We start from the raw sequence: 18,567 nt of genomic DNA, 5'->3' as shown, positions 1-18,567 counted from the left end.
CCGCATCGAAGCGGGATTTTTTTATGGATCCAAAGTAGGGATCTCGATGGTCCGGTCAGCACCGATGGCTGAGCTGATCCGGTGAGAAACAGATAACACGGTCCGATTGGCGGATGCCTCCTTCAGCGCCTGTATGATCTGTGCTTCTGTCTGGGCATCGAGATTGGCCGTGATCTCATCCAGAAGCAGGACCTGCGGATCGGCGACAACCGCGCGGGCGATCGCCAACATCTGCATCTGCCCTTGGGAAAATAGTTCTTCATGCATCGGGGTATCCAGTCCCTGCGGCAGCTGATCGACCGTATCTTTCAAGCCGGCCAGTTTTAAGGCCTGAAGGACATCTTTATCGCTCAATGTGCCGTCATAAAGCGTGATTTGATCACGTACCGTACCAGGCACCGTTGGAAAATCTTGTTCCACGCAGCCGTAGATCTTCCGCTTTTCGTGTTCGGGGATCGCGCATGGACATTGGCCGGCCAGATAGATCGAACCGTGCTGCGGCTGATAGAGCCCGGTCAGCAGCCGGAATATTGTTGATTTTCCCGCGCCGGTCCGGCCTGTCAAGGTGACGATCTCATTGGGGCGGACCGTAAAGGACAGATCTCGGATCACAGGACGGGCCGGATCATAACCAAAGGTCACATGATCCAGAAGGATCCCGGATTTCGGGATAGGATCGGTGCATCTAGGCTGCCAGTTGGGTTCGTTGAAGAATTCTTCCATGTGCCGGATCGCGGCGGCGGCTGCCTGGATGTTCTGGATCTCCATACCAATGTTTTCCAACGGGGAAAAAATCTGACTGATATAGGCCATCATCGCCACGGCCGAACCGACCGAGATGCCGAACCAGGCACGCCAGGCAGGACTGCGGACCGCGAGCACCATCATCAGGGCACACAAACAAGCCTGTACAAACAAGATGACCGGCGAATAGATGCTGTCGATGAAGTTGGAACGATCCATGGCCTGGTAGCTTTCCCGGATCGCTTCATCGTAGGAGCGTTCCATATAGCGCTGCACATGCAGCGTACGGATCATCCGCATACAGCGCAGTGTCTCAGGAACATGGTTGTTGACTTTGGCAATAGCACGCCGGTTGTCCAGCTGGGCTTGGCGGATCCGCTTTCTGCAGATGCGTGTAAACACGTACAGCACCGGCAGGACCGCGAGGATCAAAAGACCCAGACCCGTTGAACGCGTGAAGATCACCCAAAGAATGGCGATCACGCGCAGGCTGTCCGCAAACATACTGATGACGCCGTCGCTGTACAAAACATCGATCGCATCCCCGTCATTGATGAAGAGCGAGGTGATCTTGCCGGCCGGATGATGATGGTAATAATCTGCCGGCAGCCGATCCAGCTTCGCGCATAATGCCGAACGGATCTCATGGGTAAGCTTCTGTCCAAATATCGTGATCCAGGCATTTTGGATGGCCGTCAAGCCATCGGCCAGCACGATCAATAACAGATAGAAGGCAGCCAGTGAAAAGGAAATCGCCTGATGCTGGCTCAATCGATTGACGATTTGTTCCAGGACCAGCGGCGGCAGAAGCGATGTGCCGGCAGCGCCGATGATCACAGCACCAAGCAAGATAGTGCGCTTTTTATGCCGGCGGATGACCTGACCGGCAGAACGACGGATCCAGTGTTCGCTATGCATGTTCATCGCTCCTTTGCGATTGTTTCTGAAATAAAGCCCGATAAGCTGGCTGTTCACGCATCAATGTTTCATGGTCCGCAAAAGAAGCGGTGCCGTCATGCAGAAACAAGACATGATCGAACGTAGGAAAATGATACAGCCGGTGGGAGAGGATCAAGATCGTACGATCTTGATAACGGGTCCGCAGTGTGGTCAGGATCTTTGTCTCAGTCTGCTGATCAACGGAGGCAAAAGGATCGTCCAGCACGAGGATCGAACGGCTGTGAGCCAATGTACGGGCCAGGGCGGCGCGGGCCTGCTGGCCGCCGGATAATAAGCTGCCCTGGGAACCGATCGAATCGGCTGCTGTTTTATGCATGCTCTTCAGATCTTCGTCCAGTGCGGTCTGATGGACATATTCCGGGACATCGACAGACCGCCCTAAAGCGATATTTTCAGTCAGACTGCGGTCCAACAATTCCGGATCATGCCCCATGTATGAAAAGAAGCAGCACTTCTGTGCTTCGCTCAAAGAGCGGAATTCCTGTCCGTTGACGGTGATCGAACCGGTATAGACGGCTTCATCCACCAGTACTTTGCCGATCAGCGTCTTGCCGGATGCCACGGCGCCGGTGATGCCGATGATCTGGCCGGGGCGTGCGGTAAAAGAAACATGATAAAGCTGATCCGGTGCCTGATAACCGCAGGAAACATCCTGCCAGCTCAGGACGGCCGGCTGGAGCGGTTCATGCTGCGGATCGAAATCATCGGCAGCCGGCTCGGCCATAAACGGGCGGATCCGCTGCCAGGATACTTCCGCTTTCTGTACCGCATTAAACAAATTTGCGGCATGACTGGTCTTTACGGCGAGTTTCGTGAAGCAGGAAAGAAAGGTCGTAAAGGCGGCCAGATTCCATGCGGTCCATCCGGTGCCGATGACATTGCGGGCACCAAAATAAATGACCATCACTGCACCGATCATCGCGATCGCATCATACAAAGGAGCTAATGCACTTTCGTATAGGTTCGCTGCAGCACTTTTGGTTTCATAATCCTGCAGGGCTTTTTCATAATGCGCATTCCGGTTTTGTTCCTGTCCGAACAGGCGATATGTCAGCGCATGTTCGATGCGGTCGATCGTGTCATCATTTAAACTTGACTGGCTTTGTTTGTATGCCTCATTGGCAGCGGTGACCCGCACCTTCAAACGGTCTGCTGCCAAATAGGCCAGCGGCGTGAAGGCGCAGCACAAAAGCGTCAGCCGGACATCGTAATGCAGGAGCATGACAATGTAGGTGATCATGACCACGCCGGTATCAAACAATTCGGTCGTAAACTTCCGCATTCCTTCCGCGCAGGCATCCACATCGGCAATGGCTTTGGTCATCAAGGAACCGCTGTCTTCCGCTGCATCATGCGTATAGATCAGGTGATCATAAAGGATGCCGCGCATCCGGCGGCTGGTGTTGTTTGCGAAGCGGCGGACCCCGAAGCGTTTGACGGCCCGCATGCCTTGTACCAGCAGGATCACGCCGACATACCAGCCGGCAATGGAAACCATAGCTGCAGCGGATCGTTTGTGCTGCAGGATATCGGCCAGGCACTGGACCAGCTGGCCTTCAAAATACGGCCCGGCAGCCATACCGATGTTATAGATCAGTCCTGAGATGGTAATGACGATCAGCAGGGGGATCTCGGCTTTAAAATAGGATGCGATCTGATCCGGATGTTTCATCGGTTCATTCATGCAGTTTCGCCTCTTTTTCGATTCGTTCTGTTACATGTTCAAATCCGCCTTTTGATTCCTGTTTATTGCGCAGATAAAGCTGGCGGAGCAGACGGGAGAACGTCTGCCGGTCCTCCGGGGACAGACCTTCGTAGAGCCAGTCGTAATAAATGGCTTCGATAGTTGCTTTGGAAAGTTTCAGTCGGTCGGCTTTTTCGGTCGCATAGAGCAGTTGGCTGCGCCCGTCTGCCGGATTTTGTTTGCTTATGATATATCCCTTAGCTTTCAGGCTCGATGCCCGTCGGGCGCAGGCGCCTTTATCCAGCCCGAGGATCGCCCGGATCTCTGCCTGGGTGATGCCTGGATTTTTACGGATAACATGCAGAAAATCAAATTCTGCTGTTCCGATGCCTTCCGCCCGCATGGTCCGGGCAGTAAACTTGGACACCTCACGGGCGATCTTTGTGATGTCACGGATGGTATGGTCCATTGGAATTCCTCCTTAGAAAGATGTAGTATCATCTAACTATATGATAATACATCTTTCTATGAATACAATAGAAAAAAACCTCTTCTTACGAAGAGGTCGATCTTTATTTTTTCGGTAATTTAAAGGAGCTTTTCAGTTCGCAGATCCGGTTGAAAACCAGATGATCATCTGTGGTATCTTTTGGATCGATATTGTAGTATCCGTTGCGCACGAACTGGAATTGATCGCCGGGCTTATTGGCGCGGACGGTCTCTTCGACGAAGCAATGTTCCTTGATCGTTAAAGAATGCGGATTCAGATTGACAGAACCGTCTTCGTTGTAGACGCCTTTTTCTTCATCAACCAGATTTTCGTATAAACGAACTTCCGCATCGATGCAGTGATGGACCGGGATCCAGTGGATCGTCCCTTTGACTTTTCGTCCTTTAAAGCCGCTGCCATTGCGCGTTTCCGGATCGTATGTGCCGTGTACGACGGTCACATTGCCGTCTTCATCCGTTTCATAGCCGGTGCAGCGCACGAAGTAGGCATTCATCAAACGAACTTCATTGCCCACGAACATCCGGTAGTATTTTTTCGGCGGATCGATCATAAAATCATTGCGTTCAATATATAATTCTCGTTCAAACGGGATCTTTTTCATGCCCAGGTCCGGATTTTCAACATTGACCTTGGCATCCATGTATTCCACCTGATCCTCCGGGTAGTTGTCGATGATGAGCTTGATGGGATCGAGCACAGCCATGATCCGCGGTGCTTTTGGTTTCAGATCATCACGGATGCAGTATTCCAGCAGCGCATAATCCACAGAGGAGTTGCTTTTGGAAACCCCTGTGATCTCCATGAATTTATGTAATGATTCCGGTGTGAAACCGCGCCGGCGCAGGGCAGCGATGGTCACCAGCCGCGGATCGTCCCAGCCGTCCACGACGCCTTGTTCCACCAGGCGTTTGATGTAGCGTTTGCCGGTGATGACGTTGGTCACGTACATTTTCGCAAACTCGATCTGTTTCGGCGGATTCGGGAATTCGGCTTCCCGTACGACCCAGTTGTACAGCGGCCGATGGTCTTCGAATTCCAGCGTACACAAAGAATGGGTCACACCTTCGATCGCATCTTCGATCGGGTGCGCAAAATCATACATCGGATAAATACACCATTTATCCCCCGTATTCTGGTGATGTTGGTGAGCAACACGATATAAGATCGGATCGCGCATGTTCATGTTCGGGCTGGTCATATCGATCTTGGCCCGCAGCACCAGAGCGCCGTCTTCAAACTCGCCGGCTTTCATCCGCCGGAATAAATCCAGGCTCTCTTCGATCGGGCGATTGCGGTTAGGCGACTCTTTGCCCGGTTCGGTCAGCGTGCCGCGGTATTTGCGCATTTGCTCCGGCGTCAGATCGTCGACATAAGCTTTTCCTTTTTGAATGAGTTTTTCGGCAATTTCGTACATCTGATCAAAATAATTGGATGCAAAACGGACGCCGCCGACATACTTGGCGCCGAGCCATTCCACATCTTTGACGATCGAATCCACGTATTCCGTATCTTCTTTTGTCGGGTTGGTATCGTCAAAACGCAGATGGAAATCACCATGATATTTCTGCGCCGTACCGTAGTTCAGCAGGATCGATTTCGCATGACCGATGTGCAGATAACCATTGGGTTCCGGCGGAAAACGGGTCACGACCTTGGTGTAGGTGCCGTCAGCCAGATCCTGATCAATGATCCGTTCGATAAAATTTTTACTATTCGTCTCTTCCATGAAAGATCACCTTCCTGATAATACTTAATTCTACCAAAGTTTTAACCTATAGTCTATACTTCCGAAAAGCGCCGCAAGAAAAGAAAAAGTATGTTATGATGAGGACATGAAATACGCGAACCATATTGATGAATGCGAAGACGGCGATTATTTTGAGTTCATGCCGGGGCCGTATGACGGCCGTACCGGCAACGAAGACTCCTTATATTTAAATGTAGAGATCTTTGATGATCTCGAACTGAAAGAATTGATCACAGAAATTATTCCGGAATTCGATTCATACGGCATCACGACGGTCGTTGCGGATGAATGGAAACAGTTGGCCGCCCGCAGTGAAGTGTTTGCGGAAATGCAGGATTGGGCGGCAGACGTATATAAGCAATATGATGAAATGACATTGATCGGCTTATAAAGCCGTTTTCCTTTGCAAAACATAGGACCTATGTTACAATGAGGTCGTGAAAAATATCACAAGCAGAGAAGGAATCATCCAGCGCATCCAGAAACTGGAAAAAGAACATGCGCTGGCCATTGAAGATTATGAATATTTGATCGAAAACCGCACCCCGGAGACCGATGACTGGATCCGGCATAAAGCCGTTCAGATCACCCGTTCGATATACGGACGGGACATTTATGTGCGCGGCTTGATCGAGTTTACCAACATCTGCCGCAACAACTGCTATTACTGCGGCATCCGTAAAGACAACCCGCACGTGCGCCGCTACCGCTTGAGCCAGGAAGAGATCCTTTCCTCCTGCAAAACCGGTCATGCGCTGGGCTTTCGGACTTTTGTCCTGCAAGGCGGGGAAGATGCATATTTTACGGACGACCGGCTGTGTGCCATTGTATCAGAGATCCATGAGCGCTATCCGGATTGTGCGATCACTTTATCCGTAGGCGAACGCAGCGCCGAAAGCTATCGGCGCTTGTATGAAGCTGGAGCGGAGCGCTATCTGCTGCGGCATGAAACCGCCGACGCGGATCATTACCGGCTCCTGCATCCTTCAACGATGTCGTTTGCGCATCGAATGGACTGTATCCGTACGCTGCGGGACATCGGATATGCGGTCGGTATCGGCATGATGATCGGTGCACCGTATCAGACAGCACGTCATCTGGCAGAAGATCTGAAATTTATTGAAACCTTTCAACCGGAGATGTGCGGCATCGGCCCATTCATTCCGCATGGCCAGACACCGCTGAAAGACTTTCCGGCCGGCTCGGTCGATCTGACCTGTTACCTGCTGGCGCTGATCCGGCTGATTTGTCCGGATGTCCTGCTGCCGGCTACGACGGCATTGGGAACGATGGATCCGAAGGGACGGGAAAAAGGTGTGCTGTCCGGCGCCAACGTGGTGATGCCGAACTTATCACCGACCGAAGTGCGGAAGGACTATCAGCTTTATGATAATAAAATTTGTACCGGGGAAGAAAGTGCGCAGTGCCGGGGCTGCCTGGAACGGCGCATGCTTTCCATTGGTTATCAAGTCGTCACCGACCGCGGTGACAAAAAGAACATCTGACGACAAGGAATTTTCCAAGTAGGAAGTTGGCAATGACACTCTTTTCACTTGGAAGGAGTGTCTTTTTTTGGAGGAATTATGCTTAAGATTGCGATTTATGGAAAAGGCGGCATCGGTAAATCAACTATGACCAGTCACCTGGCCGCGGCATTCAGCCGGCAGGGCAAAAAAGTGATTCAGATCGGCTGCGATCCCAAAGCCGACAGTACATTTTCTTTATTAGGCGGCAAAGCCATTACACCGGTCATGGATTATCTGCGCGCGCATGATGAGGATCCGACATTGGAGGATATCATGGAAATCGGCTACAACGGCATCCGTTGTCTGGAAACCGGCGGACCGACGCCGGGCCTAGGCTGTGCCGGCCGCGGCATCATGGCGACCTTTGCGCTGCTGGAAGACTTAGAGCTGTTCGAACGGGAACAGCCGGATGTGGTCTTGTTTGACGTATTGGGTGATGTGGTCTGCGGCGGGTTTGCGGCACCGATCCGCGAAGGCTATGCCGATGAGATCCTGATCGTCACCTCCGGAGAGAAAATGGCACTTTATGCGGCCAATAATATTTGGAAAGCCGTGGAAAATTTCAAAAACCGCAGTTATGCGACGGTCCGCGGCATCCTTTTCAATCGCCGCAACATACCGAATGAAGAAGAAAAAGTCCGCGCCTTTGCCAAAGAACGCGGCTTACCGATCGTGGCGGATATCGGCCGCAGCGATGCGATCAATGTGTGCGAGGAACAGGGTAAAACTGTCGTGGAAGCGATGCCGGAGGATCCGCTGACGAAAACGTTCTGCGATCTGGCGGATACCTTGTGGGAGGACAACCGATGAACGCCTTTTATACCACTGCGGCCGACTTGGCTGCCGGCAAAAAAATTCCGGCCGAATACGATCCGTCCGCGCATTTGATCTACAGTTCGCCGGCAACGCTGGCCTATAATTCACCGGGCGCCATCGGCTTCGGTGTGAAACGGGCTGCTTTGACGATCCCCGAATCGGTGATGTTACTGATCGCGCCGGCCAGCTGCGGCCGCAATTCGACCATTCTCTCAGCTGAAGAACACTATCGGGATCGGATGTTTTATTTATTGATGAATGAAACCGACTTGGTCACAAGCCGTCATCTGCGCAAGATCACGCAGGCAGTGAAGGAAATCGATGAACTCTGTCATCCGAAAGTTGTGATCTTATGCATCACCTGTGTCGACGCTCTGCTCGCAACCGATCTGGAAAGCATCTGTGAAAAGACAGCACAGGAGACCGGGTTGATCCTTGTGCCCAGCACGATGTACGCGCTGGAACGGGAAGGCCGCAAACCGCCGATGGTGCAGGTCCATGACACGGTTTTCTCTTTATTAAAACGAAAGCCGGTCGACCCGCATGCGGTCAACCTATTGGGCTGGTTCAGCCCGATCGATCCGGAAAGCGATCTTTTTCCGCTGCTTCAGAAAGCCGGCCTGACTAAGATCCGGCAGGCTGCCGAAATGAAGACCTTGGATGCCTATCAGAAGATGGGCGAAGCCAATTTCAATCTGATCCTTGATCCGGAAGCAGCGTATGCCGGCGAACAGCTTTATCAGCGGCTGGGCATGCCCTATTTGGAAATACCGCGGGTCTATGCGCCGGATCGGATCCATCATGTGTATCAGCTGCTTGCCAAAGCGGTCGGAATTACGATCGATGATGATGAGTGGTATGCGAAGGGCAAACGGAAACAAGCCGAGCTGCCGGGCGGCCGCCGCATCGTGATCGGGGAAATGTGCAACGCTGATCCATTTGAACTGGCAGCCTTCCTGGCGGAACAAGGATATGTCATTCCGGAGATCTTTTCCAATGTCATCTCCCGGAACCTTCCGACCATCAAACGGCTGGCGAAACTGAGTCCGGAAACCAAGGTTTACACGGGTATCTCGCCTTCGATGATCAATTTTCAGGCGGATGCCCATCCGGATCTGACGATCGGCAAGGATGCCGGTCAATGGTATCCAAACGTACCATGCGTCGAATGGAACAGTGAAAAACAGCCCTTTGGTTATGATGGCTTCATCAAGCTGGCAGACCGGATCAAGGAGGTGTCCGCATGAAAGGATTGTTTCGTTATTTGTCGCCGTTTGCACCGGATATCTCCGGCGCCTGTTCCGTTTTATTCGGGTTAGGCGGCATGATCGTCATCTGTGATGCGGGCGGCTGCACCGGCAACACGTGCGGCTTTGATGAACCGCGTTGGTATACACAAAAAAGTGCGGTCTTTTCTGCCGGCCTCCGGGATCTGGATGCGATCCTGGGACGGGATGACCGTTTACTGGATAAAATCGAAAAAGCGCTGACTTCGTTTCAGCCGCATTTTCTTGCGCTGATCGGCACACCAGCGCCCTCTGTGATCGCTACGGATTATGCGGCCTTGTGCCGGATCGGTGAAAAGCGCTTCGGTCTGCCGTGCATCTATATTGATACGACCGGCATGGAGACCTATGAAATCGGTCAGCAGAAAGCTTATCGGGCACTGCGTCCGATGATCCAGGCGGCACCGACCGATCAAATCGGCCAGTGGGGCGCAACGCCGCTGGATCTGCCCGGCCAAAGGGATGGTTTGTGCTTTGATCAATGGGAAGACTGGACGATGGCCGGCGGTACGAAACAAAATCTTGTGCTTTCACCTTCCGGTCTGGAAACGGCCCGCTATTTGAAAGAACGTTTCGGGATCCCTTATGACCGTCTGCGCGGCACCTGCCGGCATCAAGAAGACCGCCGGATCCTGATCGTTCATCAACAAATTTATGCGGATTATGTGCGCGACTGCATCGGCACCGGTGATGTTGCATCCTTCTTTACGATGGACGCCGAATATAAACAAACAAACGACATCCAGCTGGACGGCGAAACAGAATGGATCCAGCTGGTCAAAAACGGGGACTACGATGTGATCATGGGCGATCCGATGTTTCAGCAGGCGATCCCGGATTTTTCCGGCACCTATATTCCGCTGCCGCAGTTTGCGGTATCCGGACAGATGCATCAAGCTGATTCAGCCGAAGCCTACGAGGCTTCCTGGAGAAAGGCGCTATGGAACGAATAAGGATCCGGGTCTTCGGCATTGTCCAGGGTGTCGGATTCCGGCCTTTCGTGGTCCGCATCGCCCATGCCAATGCCGTCACGGGGACGGTCACAAACAAAGGGCCGTATGTTGAAATTTTCGTGCAGGGAACTGCGGCACAAAACGAAGCATTCATTCATGATTTAAAAATCAAAGCACCGGATCGGTCGATGATCTTGAAAATTGAAACCGAGCCGTGCGAGCCCATTGACGAAACCGACTTTACGATCCTGCACAGTATGAAAGTCAAGGGGGATATTTTCGTTTCACCGGATATTGCGATCTGTCCGACTTGTCAGAAAGAACTGTATGGCCCGGCCAACCGTCGTTATTTACATCCGTTCATCAACTGTACGGCCTGCGGGCCGCGGCTGACGATCTTAGACGGTATGCCGTATGACCGGGAACGCACCAGCATGAAAGAATTTCCAATGTGTCCGGCATGTGAATACGAATATACGCATGAAGAAACCCGGCGGTATCATGCCCAGCCCGTGTGCTGCAACGAATGCGGTCCGGAGCTTTATATCATGGACACCGATATCCGGCGGGATGCGGCGTTGAAGACTTGCCGGCAGGCATTGTGCGATGGCCGGATCGCCGCTGTCAAAGGCATCGGCGGCTTCCATCTGTGCTGTGATGCGACAAACCAAGAAACCGTCATGACGCTGCGCCGGCGTAAGACTCGGCCGTTCAAACCGCTGGCCGTAATGATGAAAAATATGGATGTGGTCCGCCGAGAATGCGAAGTCAGTCCGGCGCAGGAAAAGATCCTGACCGGTGCACAAAAACCGATCCTGCTGCTGAAGAAAAAACCAAACGGAAAGCTATGCCGCGCCATTGCACCGGATAATCCGTATGTCGGAGTGATGCTGCCGTACGCACCGGTGCAGATGCTTTTATTTGAATATCCGGACGATCTTCAGACACCGGATTGTCTGGTGATGACCAGTGCCAATCCCAAGGGCGCACCGATCTGCCGGACCGACGAGGATGTCCGAGAGAACCTGATGTCGATCTGCGATCTGGTCCTTTCCAACAACCGCCGGATCCGGCTGCGGGCGGATGATTCCGTGATGGCTTGGTTTGATGACAAGCCGATGATGATCCGCCGGTCCCGGGGCTATGCGCCGCTGCCGGCCGCCGTGCCGGTGCAGACGGACCGGAAGATCCTAGGCATCGGCGGCGAACTGAAGAATACCTTTTGTCTCACCAATAAGGATCTGTTTTATCTTTCCCCATATATTGGGGATCTAAGCGATATCCGCAGTGTGGAAGCCTTACGGCAGGCCATCCAGCGTATGGAAGATTTGTTGGAGATCCGCCCCGATGTCGTGGCCTGCGATCTGCATCCGCAGTACAATTCACGCCTTGTGGCGCATGATCTCGGACTGCCGGTCGTGGAGATCCAGCACCACTATGCCCATGTGCTTTCGTGCATGGCAGAAAACCAATTGTCCGGTGAGGTGATCGGCATTGCGATGGACGGCACCGGCTACGGAACGGATCAAACGATCTGGGGCGGGGAGTTCTTCGTGTGTGATGAACATAATTATACCCGTTATGGATCCATTGAACCCTTTGTGCTGCCCGGCGGCGACCGGGCCGCTGTGGAATGTTACCGGCCGGCAGTCGCTCTGCTGCATCAGCACCGGCTTATGGATCAGGCGGCTGCTTTACATCTATGCGATGCCGGCACACAGGATGTGCTTTGTACGATGATCGAACAGCACATCCATACGATCCCGACGACCAGCGTCGGCCGGCTGTTTGATGCGGTCAGTGCGATCTTAGGACTGCGTCTGACCAACACCTGCGAAGGGGAAGCCTCCATGGTCCTGGAGTTCACGGCCATGCAGGGACACCCATCTGATCCGCTGCCGGTAAAGATCAAAGATCATCAGTTGATGGTCAAAGAGATGCTTCAGGCTTTGGTCCGCCGTCATCTGGATGGTGAGCCCGCTGCCGATACGGCTCTGGCTTTTCATCACTGGCTGGCACAGGGCATTGCGGCCATGTGCCGGCAGATACGTGAAGCGGCGGCATTGAAACGGGTCTGCATCAGCGGCGGCTGTGCGCAGAATCAGGTGCTTCTGCATCAATTAAAAGAACAATTGACAAAAGACGGATTTGCGGTCTACACCCATCAGATGATTCCGGCCAATGACGGCGGGATCGCGCTGGGGCAGGCATATTATGCGGCGGCAAACCCGGAGAAAGGAGAATAATATGTGTGTAGGATTACCCGCAAAAGTAAAGAAAATCAAAAACGGCAAGGCTTTGGTCGATGCGACCGGTGCCGTGCGTGAGGTCTCGGCTGAACTGGTCGAGGATCTGGAAGTCGGCGATTATGTGATGGTCCATGCCGGCGCAGCCATTGCGAAGATCAACGGTACCGATGAGGCAGAAAGTGAATCCATCCTGGAGGAATACCAGTGAATCCGGAAATTGTTGAACAGCTGAAAGCCTATGACGGACGCCCGCTGCGGATCATGGAAGTGTGCGGAACGCATACGCATGAAATCTTCCGTCAGGGGATCCGCAGCCTGCTGCCGGAAAAGATCCGGCTGATCTCCGGACCGGGCTGTCCGGTTTGTGTGACCCCGGTCGGTTATATCGATCAGGCGGTCGCTTTGGCGCGGCGCGGTGTGGTCATCTGCACATTCGGTGATTTGATCCGGGTGCCGGGCAGTGAAGCTTCGCTGGCCGATGCCCGGAAAGAAGGCGCTGTGATCAAAATGGTGTACAGCCCGTTGGATGCGCTTGAATTTGCGAAGGCCAATCCGGATCAGGATGTTGTCTTTTTATCAGTGGGATTTGAAACAACGACGCCGGCTTCCTGCATGGCCGTACGCAATGCAAAAAACGAAGCGGTCCGCAATTTTTCGATCTTAACGGCCAATAAAACCATGGATCAAGCATATTATGCGCTGCGGGACAGTGCCGATGCCTTTTTGTATCCCGGACATGTATCCGCGATCACGGGAACAGCGATTTATCGACAGTTGTGTGCCGACGGCATCAGCGGCGTGATCACCGGCTTTACCGGACCGGAAATTATTACGGCTTTGACGGTCATCACAAAAAAATGTGCCGAAGGAAAACCGTTTTTTGTCAATGCGTATCCGCGGGTCGTGACCGATGAAGGATCGCGGCCGGGACGGAAACTGATCCATGAGATCATGGAACCGATCGACAGTGAATGGCGCGGACTGGGCGTGATCCCAAGATCCGGGCTCGCACTGCGATCCGAATATGCCGATTTTGATGCGCGGAAAAAATATAATTTGGAAAATATCAGCGGCCATGCCAACCCGGCCTGCAGATGCGGCGATGTGCTGAAAGGCGACTGTACGCCGTTTGACTGTCCGCTGTTTGACCGCGTATGCACGCCGGAACATCCGGTGGGAGCCTGCATGGTCTCCAATGAAGGGGCTTGCTCCGCATTTTATACATATGGTAAGGAGGCGCAAGAATGAGTGAAACGATCACGCTGGCGCATGGCGCCGGCGGTGCACAGACTGCGGATCTGATCGACCGCATTTTTAAAAAAAATCTTGATAATCCGGATATGACAGCCGATGATGCGGCGGTATTGGATCTGCCGGCCGGCAGAATAGCGATGTCGACCGATGGTTTTATTGTCTCGCCGGCCATTTTTCCCGGCGGCAACATCGGCAAGCTTTCAGTCTGCGGCACGGTCAATGATTTAGCCTGTATGGGTGCCCGCCCGTTGTATCTGACTTGTTCCTTTGTGATCGAGGAAGGCTTTTCCATGGATACGTTGGAACAGCTGGCGGCCGCCATGGGAAAAACAGCCCAGGAAGCGGGTGTCCGTTTTGTCGCCGGTGATACAAAAGTCGCCGGAAAAGGACAGGTGGACGGTGTCTTCATTACGACGGCCGGCGTCGGTGAATTGTTGGAGGGCGTCCATCCCGCCGGCGCCAACGCAAAACCAGGCGATGCGGTGATCGTGACTGGAGATGTCGGCCGGCATGGCTGCACGATCTTGCTGGCACGCAACGATTTCAAGATCCAGGCAGATGTTACCAGCGATTGTGCACCATTGGGAAAAACGGTGGAACGGGTCCTGAATGCGGTTCCGGATGTACATGTGATCCGGGATGCCACCCGCGGCGGTGTCGGTACGGTGTTGTATGAGATCGCCCATCAATCTGGTATCGGCATCCGTTTGAATCAGGAAGCCATCCCGGTCGATCCGGCGGTCCGCGGCGTCTGCGGCATGCTCGGGCTGGAGCCGCTCTATTTGGCTTGTGAAGGCCGCCTGGTGATGTTTGTTCCGCAGGATCAGGCGGATCAAGTCATCGAGATCCTGCATGATTGTCCGTATTCGCAGAATGCGGCCGTCATCGGTACGGTGACCGATCGAAAAGGTGTGGTCACGATGAAAACAGCGATCGGCAGTGAAACCATTTTGCCGCGTCCGGGCGGCGAACTGCTTCCGAGGATCTGCTGATGATCAAGCTCGCATTTTATGGCAAAGGCGGCATCGGAAAATCGACAACGGTTTCGAATGTTTCCGCCGCTTTAGCAGAAAAAGGCTATACGGTCATGCAGATCGGCTGCGATCCCAAAGCAGACAGTACGATCAATTTACGGCGCGAACCGGAAAAAGCAGCCGTATTGGATCTGCTGCGTGAAAAAAATCAAGAGACTACATTGGAGGAAGTCGTGACACGCGGCTATCGGGATGTGCTGCTGGTGGAAGCCGGCGGCCCGACTCCGGGACTTGGCTGTGCCGGCCGCGGGATCATTGCGGCGATGGAGTTTCTTGATGATAAGAAAGCCTATGAAGTCTATCACCCGGATGTGGTGTTGTTTGATGTGCTGGGCGATGTTGTCTGCGGCGGTTTTGCGATGCCGATCCGTGAAGGCTATGCCGATCAGGTCTATATCCTGACTTCCGGTGAGGCGATGTCCATTCATGCAGCCATGAATATTGCCCTGGCGGTGGAGATGTTCCAGAAACGCGGCTATGCGACATTAGGCGGAGTTATTGTCAATCGGCGTATGGTCAATCAGGAAGAAGAACGCATTGCCAAATTGTGCAAAGATATTCATTCTTCGGTCGTCGGGATCCTGGATTTCTCCAAAACGGTGCAGGAAGCCGATGACCGTCATCAGACCGTGATCGAAGCGTTCCCGGACAGTTATGCGGCCAACATGTACCGCCGGCTGGCTGAAGAGTTATTGGAGAATGCCCATGACTGAACCTGTACTGCCGATCGGTCGGGTCACATCCGACGCTCCGTTTGAATCCAGCCTGGAATTTACCCCGCAGACCCGCGGCACCTGGACCATTGCGCATACGCCGATGCTTGTACCGGGCTTGTTAGAAATCTTTGTCTGCCCGGAAGGCTGCCTGCGCGGGGTCGTTTTATCAGCGGCGGAAGACCGGCTGCTTGATCGGTTTGCGATGGTCACGGTCAAAGAAGAAGATGCGGTGGACGGCGATATGGAAAAGCTGTTCTATGAAGGGGTCTGTGATATTCTGGATGCCATGGAAACACTGCCGCCCTGTGTCATGGTCTTTACCTCCTGTGTGCATCATTTTACCGCGATCGATCTGCCGTATGTTATGACGCATCTGCGAAAACGGTATCCGCAGGTGGACTGGATCGAAAACTATATGAACTGCACCATGCGGCAGTCCAAGCTGCATTATGAAGAAGTGACGGCACGCCAGTGGTATGCGCCGTTAGGGAATGTGGAAAAAGACCCGGATCAAGTGGATATCATCGGCAATTACTTTGCGCTGGATCCGGACAGTGAGATCTACAGTCTTTTGAGCGATCAGAAAATTTACGATCTGCCGCTGTGTGAAACATATGCCGAATACAAAGAAATGGCGCACGCAAAATATCTCATCTATAATATGCCGGTCGCCAAAGAAGCCGCCCGCGATCTGCAGGCACGCAATGGCCAGATCCCGATCTATATACCTTATACCTGGTCGATGAAGGAAATCGAAGCCGATCTGGACCGGCTGGCGGATACGTTAGGTATTCAGCGGAAAGATTTTTCCCGTCAGAAAGAACTGGCAGAAAAAGCCCTGCGTAAAACAGCACGGCTTTTACACGGCCGGGCCGTTCAGATCGATTACAGTGCGACCCCGCGGCCGCTCGAACTGGCCTGTCTGCTTTTAGAACATGGGATGAATGTGACCACGGTCTACAGCGATGCCGTTCTGCCAGGAGAACAGGATGCCCTGCAGCGCTTACGCGTGCTGGCTCCGGAGATGGAACTGCGGGCGGCGGTGCATTACCGCTGCCGTTTATGGCACGATCTGGATCCGGATTGTCTGGCAATCGGACAGAAAGCGACGTATTATTCCGGCACGCGGCATTTTGTGAACATGGTCGCCAATGACGGCTTATACGGCTATACTGGCATCCGTAAATTGTGCGAACAGATGCAGGATGCGCTGTTTTATGAAAAAGATCCGGCGATGATCGAAATCAAAGCGAAAGGATGTTTCGGATGAAAAAGGCAACCAAGAAAACAGTCAATGAGGCAGCCGACTGGGCAGGCGCCAATTCCGCCTTATATGAACTAGGCGGTCTGGTCATCGTGCATGATGCCTCCGGATGCAACTCGACGTATGCGACCCATGATGAACCGCGCTGGGATCAGATCCCGAGCCTGATGTTTATTTCTGCCTTGACCGAATACGATGCGATCCTCGGCAACGATCAAAAGCTGATCGATCAAGTCGTTGAAGCAGCAGAGGAACTGGAGCCGCGTTTTATTGCCTTATATGGATCGCCGATCGCTACGGTCATGGGCACAGATTTTATTGGGATCGCCCGGGAAATTGAAACCATCACCGGCATACCAGCCTTCGGATTGAAGACCAGCGGGATGAACTCGTACATTCATGGCGCTTCTCAGGCATATCAGATGTTGGTGAAACGTTTCGTAAAACCATCGGATCATCATACCGGCATCAATCTGCTCGGTGTGACGCCGCTGGATCATTACGGCAGCGCCGTTCATCTGCGCCGTTTCGGCGCAGCCCATGGAATGGTTTCGTGCTGGTCGATGGGTTGTATCTGGCAGGAAATCACCGATGCGGGCCAGGCGGCGGTCAATGTGGTGGTTTCCGCAGACGGACTGGCGGCAGCTGAAGAGATGGAAGAAAGGTTCGGGATCCCATATTGTGTCGGTGTGCCGATCGGCACTGCCGGGTCCAAAGCTATGTCCGAGCTGATCGAACACAAAAAAGGCTTCCTGCATTCGCGGAAACCGGGGCATCGTATCGTGCTGATCGGGGAACCGGTCCAGATGCACACTTTGGCATGGGTGTTGGAACAGCGCGGCTGGGATTCGTTCCGTGTCGTCAGTGCATCGGAACAACACGTCGGGAATATGGTGCAGACGGAGTTTGAAGAAGAAATTGCGAAGGCTGCTGCTGATGCAGAGATCGTGATCGCGGATCCGCTGCTCCGGCCGATCTGTCCGCCACAGGCACGGTTCATTGCACTGCCGCGGGTGGCTTACTCCGGCCGGATGTATCTCAACGAGATTCCGGATTTAGTGGAAGAAGCCGGCGATGCCTGGCTGGAAGCCAATCAATTATAATGAATACGAAAGGGCGCAGGCCACGGATTCAACGATCCGGTCTGCGTTTTTCTGTACAAAGGCAGGCGCATACGGAAATGTATATGCGACATCGGCTGCCGCTAACATCGGGATATCATTATAGGAATCACCGATGGCTTCGCAGGAAGAGAATCCGGCCTGTTTCAGGATGCGGATGGCGTTGCCTTTGGAGCAGCCGGCCGGGGCCGCATCAATGTGGGTACGGTTCTGAAAAGCATGCATGACCTCGCCATATTGTTCATTGATAAAGTGAACGATCTGTTTGGCTGCTGCCTCATTCGGTGCAGCGATGGAGAGCCCATAGATCTGGTCCGGCAGCTGGCTTAGATGGTCGACGTGCTTCTGCATCGGCAGCGGGGCATCCAGCGTAAAGACAGTATCTTCGGCATGGAATACCATCGGCAGATCGTTCCAGCGTTGATAGATTTGTTTGATCAGCGGCCGGTCGATGGTGCGCATGAAGATGGGGTCTTTTTCCGCATTCAGGATCAAGGCACCGCTGGCTAAGATATAGTAGTCAAAACGGATGACGCCCTGTACCGCAAAATCGATACCGGTCAGGGATCGGCCGGTACTGACCGCAAAGGTGTGATGTTTCTGAAAAGCGGCGATGGCCTGCTGATCGGCCGCTGTGATTTCGTTATGACGGTAGAGCGTGCCGTCGAAGTCGCTCGCAAATAATTTCATGTCTTCAGTGTA

General features: G+C 53.3%; 17 protein-coding genes. 12 read left to right on the top strand and 5 right to left on the bottom strand.

Translation table 11 applies throughout. The annotated features are described in order from the left end of the window. Window positions 1-21: 21 nt before the first annotated feature. The 4 genes from HNQ47_RS00455 to HNQ47_RS00440 form a co-directional block, all read right to left on the bottom strand. Window positions 22-1,662, bottom strand: coding sequence for an ABC transporter ATP-binding protein (locus HNQ47_RS00455; protein ID WP_183326490.1), 1,641 nt, complete (start codon window positions 1,660-1,662; stop codon window positions 22-24). Then, entirely contained in the window at window positions 1,655-3,388 is a 1,734-nt protein-coding gene (locus HNQ47_RS00450) for an ABC transporter transmembrane domain-containing protein (protein ID WP_221247910.1), read from the bottom strand. Before HNQ47_RS00450 ends, HNQ47_RS00455 begins: the two co-directional genes overlap by 8 nt. Then, complete coding sequence (locus tag HNQ47_RS00445) at window positions 3,381-3,857, bottom strand: MarR family winged helix-turn-helix transcriptional regulator (RefSeq protein ID WP_183326488.1); 477 nt, start codon at window positions 3,855-3,857, stop codon at window positions 3,381-3,383. Before HNQ47_RS00445 ends, HNQ47_RS00450 begins: the two co-directional genes overlap by 8 nt. 103 nt (window positions 3,858-3,960) lie before the next feature. After that, complete coding sequence (locus HNQ47_RS00440; RefSeq protein ID WP_183326487.1) at window positions 3,961-5,625, bottom strand: glutamine--tRNA ligase/YqeY domain fusion protein; 1,665 nt, start codon at window positions 5,623-5,625, stop codon at window positions 3,961-3,963. 106 nt (window positions 5,626-5,731) lie between these two features. Between HNQ47_RS00440 and HNQ47_RS00435 the strand changes: the two genes are divergently transcribed. The 12 genes from HNQ47_RS00435 to HNQ47_RS00380 all read left to right on the top strand — a co-directional run bounded on the left by HNQ47_RS00435 (window position 5,732) and on the right by HNQ47_RS00380 (window position 17,847). After that, window positions 5,732-6,037 (top strand): hypothetical protein, encoded by a 306-nt coding sequence (locus HNQ47_RS00435; RefSeq protein ID WP_183326485.1) that lies wholly within the window; start codon window positions 5,732-5,734, stop codon window positions 6,035-6,037. Between the two features lie 46 nt (window positions 6,038-6,083). Next, on the top strand, window positions 6,084-7,151 hold the full coding sequence (hydE, locus tag HNQ47_RS00430; protein ID WP_343052859.1) for a [FeFe] hydrogenase H-cluster radical SAM maturase HydE: 1,068 nt from the start codon (window positions 6,084-6,086) through the stop codon (window positions 7,149-7,151). A 78-nt stretch (window positions 7,152-7,229) separates the two neighbouring features. Next, window positions 7,230-7,982 (top strand): nucleotide-binding protein, encoded by a 753-nt coding sequence (locus tag HNQ47_RS00425; protein WP_183326482.1) that lies wholly within the window; start codon window positions 7,230-7,232, stop codon window positions 7,980-7,982. After that, the gene (locus HNQ47_RS00420; RefSeq protein ID WP_183326480.1) at window positions 7,979-9,235 is read left to right on the top strand and encodes a nitrogenase component 1; all 1,257 of its coding nucleotides are present in this window, start codon (window positions 7,979-7,981) and stop codon (window positions 9,233-9,235) included. Before HNQ47_RS00425 ends, HNQ47_RS00420 begins: the two co-directional genes overlap by 4 nt. Beyond that, window positions 9,232-10,227, top strand: coding sequence for a nitrogenase component 1 (locus tag HNQ47_RS00415; RefSeq protein WP_183326479.1), 996 nt, complete (start codon window positions 9,232-9,234; stop codon window positions 10,225-10,227). Before HNQ47_RS00420 ends, HNQ47_RS00415 begins: the two co-directional genes overlap by 4 nt. Continuing rightward, entirely contained in the window at window positions 10,215-12,473 is a 2,259-nt protein-coding gene (hypF, locus tag HNQ47_RS00410; protein WP_183326477.1) for a carbamoyltransferase HypF, read from the top strand. The genes HNQ47_RS00415 and hypF overlap by 13 nt, the downstream gene beginning before the upstream one ends. Before the next feature lies 1 nt (window position 12,474). Further along, window positions 12,475-12,684 (top strand): HypC/HybG/HupF family hydrogenase formation chaperone, encoded by a 210-nt coding sequence (locus tag HNQ47_RS00405; RefSeq protein ID WP_183326474.1) that lies wholly within the window; start codon window positions 12,475-12,477, stop codon window positions 12,682-12,684. Beyond that, complete coding sequence (hypD, locus tag HNQ47_RS00400) at window positions 12,681-13,724, top strand: hydrogenase formation protein HypD (protein ID WP_221247909.1); 1,044 nt, start codon at window positions 12,681-12,683, stop codon at window positions 13,722-13,724. The genes HNQ47_RS00405 and hypD overlap by 4 nt, the downstream gene beginning before the upstream one ends. Then, on the top strand, window positions 13,721-14,722 hold the full coding sequence (gene hypE, locus HNQ47_RS00395) for a hydrogenase expression/formation protein HypE (RefSeq protein WP_183326472.1): 1,002 nt from the start codon (window positions 13,721-13,723) through the stop codon (window positions 14,720-14,722). Before hypD ends, hypE begins: the two co-directional genes overlap by 4 nt. Beyond that, a complete protein-coding gene (locus HNQ47_RS00390; RefSeq protein ID WP_183326470.1) occupies window positions 14,722-15,477 on the top strand; it encodes a nucleotide-binding protein in 756 nt (251 codons plus the stop codon). The genes hypE and HNQ47_RS00390 overlap by 1 nt, the downstream gene beginning before the upstream one ends. Further along, complete coding sequence (locus HNQ47_RS00385; protein WP_183326468.1) at window positions 15,470-16,750, top strand: nitrogenase component 1 family protein; 1,281 nt, start codon at window positions 15,470-15,472, stop codon at window positions 16,748-16,750. Before HNQ47_RS00390 ends, HNQ47_RS00385 begins: the two co-directional genes overlap by 8 nt. After that, window positions 16,747-17,847 carry a nitrogenase component 1 gene (locus HNQ47_RS00380; protein ID WP_183326466.1) on the top strand — a complete coding sequence of 367 codons (1,101 nt, stop codon included), beginning with the start codon at window positions 16,747-16,749 and terminating at the stop codon, window positions 17,845-17,847. Before HNQ47_RS00385 ends, HNQ47_RS00380 begins: the two co-directional genes overlap by 4 nt. Here HNQ47_RS00380 and HNQ47_RS00375 read toward each other — a convergent pair. Continuing rightward, entirely contained in the window at window positions 17,842-18,555 is a 714-nt protein-coding gene (locus tag HNQ47_RS00375) for an HAD family hydrolase (protein ID WP_183326464.1), read from the bottom strand. The genes HNQ47_RS00380 and HNQ47_RS00375 overlap by 6 nt on opposite strands. Window positions 18,556-18,567 lie beyond the last annotated feature (12 nt).

Source organism: Catenisphaera adipataccumulans (genome assembly GCF_014202755.1).
In the GTDB taxonomy this organism is placed as follows: domain Bacteria; phylum Bacillota_I; class Bacilli_A; order Erysipelotrichales; family Erysipelotrichaceae; genus Catenisphaera; species Catenisphaera adipataccumulans.
The sequence above is the reverse complement of the archived record's forward strand: the minus strand, read 5'-3'. Positions and strand labels throughout refer to the sequence as shown.

Bases quoted from the DNA above. Each gene is read 5' to 3' on its own strand.
- HNQ47_RS00455 (WP_183326490.1), bottom strand. From the start codon at position 1,662: ATGCATAGCGAACACTGGATCCGTCGTTCTGCCGGTCAGGTCATCCGC.
- HNQ47_RS00450 (WP_221247910.1), bottom strand. From the start codon at position 3,388: ATGAATGAACCGATGAAACATCCGGATCAGATCGCATCCTATTTTAAA.
- HNQ47_RS00445 (WP_183326488.1), bottom strand. From the start codon at position 3,857: ATGGACCATACCATCCGTGACATCACAAAGATCGCCCGTGAGGTGTCC.
- HNQ47_RS00440 (WP_183326487.1), bottom strand. From the start codon at position 5,625: ATGGAAGAGACGAATAGTAAAAATTTTATCGAACGGATCATTGATCAG.
- HNQ47_RS00435 (WP_183326485.1), top strand. From the start codon at position 5,732: ATGAAATACGCGAACCATATTGATGAATGCGAAGACGGCGATTATTTT.
- HNQ47_RS00425 (WP_183326482.1), top strand. From the start codon at position 7,230: ATGCTTAAGATTGCGATTTATGGAAAAGGCGGCATCGGTAAATCAACT.
- HNQ47_RS00420 (WP_183326480.1), top strand. From the start codon at position 7,979: ATGAACGCCTTTTATACCACTGCGGCCGACTTGGCTGCCGGCAAAAAA.
- HNQ47_RS00415 (WP_183326479.1), top strand. From the start codon at position 9,232: ATGAAAGGATTGTTTCGTTATTTGTCGCCGTTTGCACCGGATATCTCC.
- hypF (WP_183326477.1), top strand. From the start codon at position 10,215: ATGGAACGAATAAGGATCCGGGTCTTCGGCATTGTCCAGGGTGTCGGA.
- HNQ47_RS00405 (WP_183326474.1), top strand. From the start codon at position 12,475: ATGTGTGTAGGATTACCCGCAAAAGTAAAGAAAATCAAAAACGGCAAG.
- hypE (WP_183326472.1), top strand. From the start codon at position 13,721: ATGAGTGAAACGATCACGCTGGCGCATGGCGCCGGCGGTGCACAGACT.
- HNQ47_RS00390 (WP_183326470.1), top strand. From the start codon at position 14,722: ATGATCAAGCTCGCATTTTATGGCAAAGGCGGCATCGGAAAATCGACA.
- HNQ47_RS00385 (WP_183326468.1), top strand. From the start codon at position 15,470: ATGACTGAACCTGTACTGCCGATCGGTCGGGTCACATCCGACGCTCCG.
- HNQ47_RS00380 (WP_183326466.1), top strand. From the start codon at position 16,747: ATGAAAAAGGCAACCAAGAAAACAGTCAATGAGGCAGCCGACTGGGCA.
- HNQ47_RS00375 (WP_183326464.1), bottom strand. From the start codon at position 18,555: ATGAAATTATTTGCGAGCGACTTCGACGGCACGCTCTACCGTCATAAC.